3 protein-coding genes are annotated in these 3492 nt (G+C 72.3%); 2 read left to right on the top strand and 1 reads right to left on the bottom strand.

Translation table 11 applies throughout. From position 1 onward, the window contains the following. The coding region (locus tag JAO81_RS43260) for a hypothetical protein (protein ID WP_233416658.1) at positions 1–222 on the bottom strand (222 nt) is incomplete at its 3' end. A 330-nt stretch (positions 223–552) separates the two neighbouring features. Between JAO81_RS43260 and JAO81_RS41620 the strand changes: the two genes are divergently transcribed. After that, the gene (locus JAO81_RS41620) at positions 553–2241 is read left to right on the top strand and encodes a serine/threonine-protein kinase (RefSeq protein WP_199553209.1); all 1689 of its coding nucleotides are present in this window, start codon (positions 553–555) and stop codon (positions 2239–2241) included. A gap of 183 nt (positions 2242–2424) precedes the next feature. Beyond that, positions 2425–3492 (top strand): serine/threonine-protein kinase (locus JAO81_RS41625; protein WP_199553210.1); only part of this gene is annotated, 1068 nt, incomplete at its 3' end.

Consider the following 3492-nt stretch of genomic DNA (forward strand, 5'->3'; position numbering starts at 1 on the left):
CCCCGCCGGGAGGGCGGTGCCGGCGGGCGCGGTGCCCAGCAGGTCGGTGGCGCCGCAGTCGCCCCCCGACTGCGTGCTGCGGCCGTCAGGGCCTGCCCGGAGGACGGTCAGCCGGATCTGCATCGCCGTCAGCGGTCCCTTCTGCGCGGGGTGCCCGGCGGGGGACGGATGACCCGTCGGTGACCCCCACCGCACACGGCATGGCTCCGTGCTCGTAGGCATCCTCGCACCTGCCACCGACAACACGCCCGGCACCCACCATTAAGTGATCTTGATTGATCGGGTTTTCCGTCTTTGGAGTCCAAATCGCCCTCGCTCATGCGGAATTGGCCGCGCGGGTATACGGCGGGCGTGTGCATGGGACGTGCGTGGGCAGGGGACCCGGCAACCAACCGCCGAGGGCCTGCGTCTTCCTGCGGAACGGAACCGCCACGGTTGTTACGGGAACGGGTGGCCGACGGCACACCAGTGCCCCGTTCGGCCGCACTACAGTGGGGCGGAACACAAGGAACGCCAGGAACAGAGTTCGACGATCGACAGGGAGCGCATGACGTGCGGCCGGTAGGCAGCAAGTACCTGCTCGAGGAGCCGCTCGGACGCGGCGCCACGGGCACCGTCTGGCGAGCCCGCCAGCGCGAGCCCGCGGGCGCCGAGGCCGCCGTCCAGGGACACCCCGGCGAGACCGTCGCGATCAAGGTGCTCAAGGAGGAGCTGGCCAACGACGCGGATGTCGTGATGCGCTTCCTGCGTGAACGCTCCGTGCTGCTCCGCCTGACGCACCCCAACATCGTGCGCACCCGCGACCTGGTCGTCGAAGGCGATCTCCTGGCGCTCGTCATGGACCTGATCGACGGTCCCGACCTGCACCGCTACATCCGGGACAACGGCCCGATGACCCCGGTCGCCGCCTCCCTGCTCACGGCCCAGATCGCCGACGCCCTTGCCGCCAGCCACGCCGACGGCGTCGTGCACCGGGACCTCAAGCCCGCGAACGTTCTCCTCAAGGAGGACGAGCACGGCATGACCCCGATGCTCACCGACTTCGGCATCGCGCGCCTCGCGGATTCGCCGGGCCTGACCCGTACCCATGAATTCGTCGGTACGCCGGCGTATGTCGCACCCGAGTCCGCCGAGGGCCGTCCGCAGACCTCCGCCGTCGACATCTACGGCGCCGGAATTCTGCTGTACGAGCTGGTCACGGGCCGTCCGCCGTTCTCCGGCGGCAGTGCGCTCGAAGTGCTGCACCGCCACCTCGGCGAGGAGCCGCGCCGCCCGAGCACGGTCCCCGAGCCGCTGTGGACGGTCATAGAACGCTGTCTGCGCAAGAAGCCCGAGGAGCGGCCGAGCGCCGAGAACCTGGGGCGTGCGCTGCGCGTGGTCGCCGAGGGCATCGGCATCCACGCGAACTCCTCGCAGATCACCGCCGCCGAGGGCGTGGGCGCACTGCTCGCCCCCGATCCGACGCCCGCGGCCGTCCCGCAGACGCCCGGAGCCGCGGACCCGACGCAGGTGCTGCCGCAGGGTGCGGGCTCGTACGGTCAGCACGATCCGAGTGCCGCGACCAATGTGATGCCGCACACCTCGGGCTCCCCCGACGCGGACCCCACCTCCGTTCTGCCGAACCGCGGCGCGGCCGACCCGACCGCCGTGATGCCGCCGGTGCCGCCCGGCGCCCCGCAGGGCGGCAACCCGGACGACCCGCACCCGTGGCAGAACCAGATGCGCGCGGCCCGCGACCGCAACGAGCAGACGCAGGTCCAGTACCTCGACCCCAACCAGGACCCGCTGCGGCGCCGCCCGCAGCGCCAGGTCCAGCGCGGACAGCAGCAGGGCCGGCAGCAGGCGCCGCAGGGTTACGGATATCCGCAGCAGCAGCCACAGCACCCGCAGCAGCACCAGCCGCAGCGGTACGCCCCCGCGCCGCAGCCCCAGCAGCAGCCGCAGCGGTACGCGCCCCCGTCGCAGCCTCCGCAGCAGCCGCGCCCGCCGCGTCAGCCGAGGCAGCGCAGCGCCAACCCGATGAGGATTCCCGGGCTCGGCTGCCTCAAGGGCTGTCTGTTCACGATCGTCATCCTGGTCGTGGCCGCGTGGCTGATCTGGGAGCTGAGCCCGCTGCAGGACTGGATCGGCCAGGGCCGCTCGTTCTTCGCCCAGATCGGGCACTGGTACGACACCGTCTCGGGCTGGATAGAGGATCTGGGCGGCGCGACGGACGGCGGGTCCGGCGGCGGCGGTCAGTAACCGCGCGAGTGTGGGGGAAAACCGGGCTCCTTCGGGGGCCCGGTTTTCTTGTGCTCCAGGACCCCGACCGGGCCGTGACATGGTTGATTTGTCGACACCTGCCGGGTGATTTCCGCCCCGGACGCGAAGGTTGGCGCCGAAGCCGCGTAGCTTTGTCGCCAACAGGAGCCCGTAGGAGCAGTCTTGGCACGGAAAATCGGCAGCCGGTACACCGCCCACCAGATCCTGGGCCGCGGTTCCGCCGGCACTGTCTGGCTCGGCGAAGGTCCTGAAGGGCCGGTCGCCATCAAGCTGTTGCGCGAAGACCTCGCCGCCGACCAGGAGTTGGTCGGCCGTTTCGTCCAGGAGCGCACGGCGCTGCTCAGCCTCGACCACCCGAACGTGGTCGGCGTACGCGATCTGGTCGTGGACGGCAATGATCTGGCGCTCGTCATGGACCTGGTCCGCGGCACCGATCTGCGCACCCGTCTGGACCGCGAGCGGCGGCTCGCCCCGGAGGCGGCCGTCGCGATCGTGGCGGACGTGGCCGACGGCCTGGCCGCCGCGCATGCGGCCGGCATCGTGCACCGTGACGTCAAGCCGGAGAACGTCCTCCTGGACATGCAGGGTCCGCTCGGCCCAGGCGGCTCGCACCCCGCGCTCCTCACCGACTTCGGCGTCGCCAAGCTCGTCGACTCACCGCGCCGTACGCGCGCGACCAAGGTCATCGGGACCCCGGACTATCTCGCTCCCGAGATCATCGAGGGTCTGCCGCCCCGCGCGGCCGTCGACATCTACGCCCTCGCGACCGTCCTGTACGAACTCCTCGCCGGTTTCACGCCCTTCGGCGGCGGCCACCCTGGCGCGGTTCTGCGCCGCCATGTGACCGAGACGGTCGTCCCGCTCCCGGGCATCCCGGACGAGCTCTGGCAGCTGATCGTCCAGTGCCTCGCCAAGGCCCCCGCGTCCCGGCTGCGCGCCTCGGAACTGGCCGCGCGCCTGCGCGAGCAGCTCCCCGTCGTCGCGGGCATGCCGCCGCTCGACGTGGACGAGCCGGAGCCCGAGCTCCCCGAGGAGCCCGAGGCCGCCTTCCCGGCCGGCGAACCTGCGGCCCCGCGCCGGGGAGCGGTCCCGCTGGTGCCGGGCTCGACCCCGGACTCCAACCGCGACACCCACACCTCGATGCGCGTCCCGGGCCCCGACGAGCTCGCGGGCGGCGCCCGCGGCACGGCCCGCGCCCCCCGCGCGGCGGGCGCCCCGCGCCCGGGCTCG

This window comes from Streptomyces sp. N35 (genome assembly GCF_016464295.1).
Classification (GTDB): domain Bacteria; phylum Actinomycetota; class Actinomycetes; order Streptomycetales; family Streptomycetaceae; genus Streptomyces.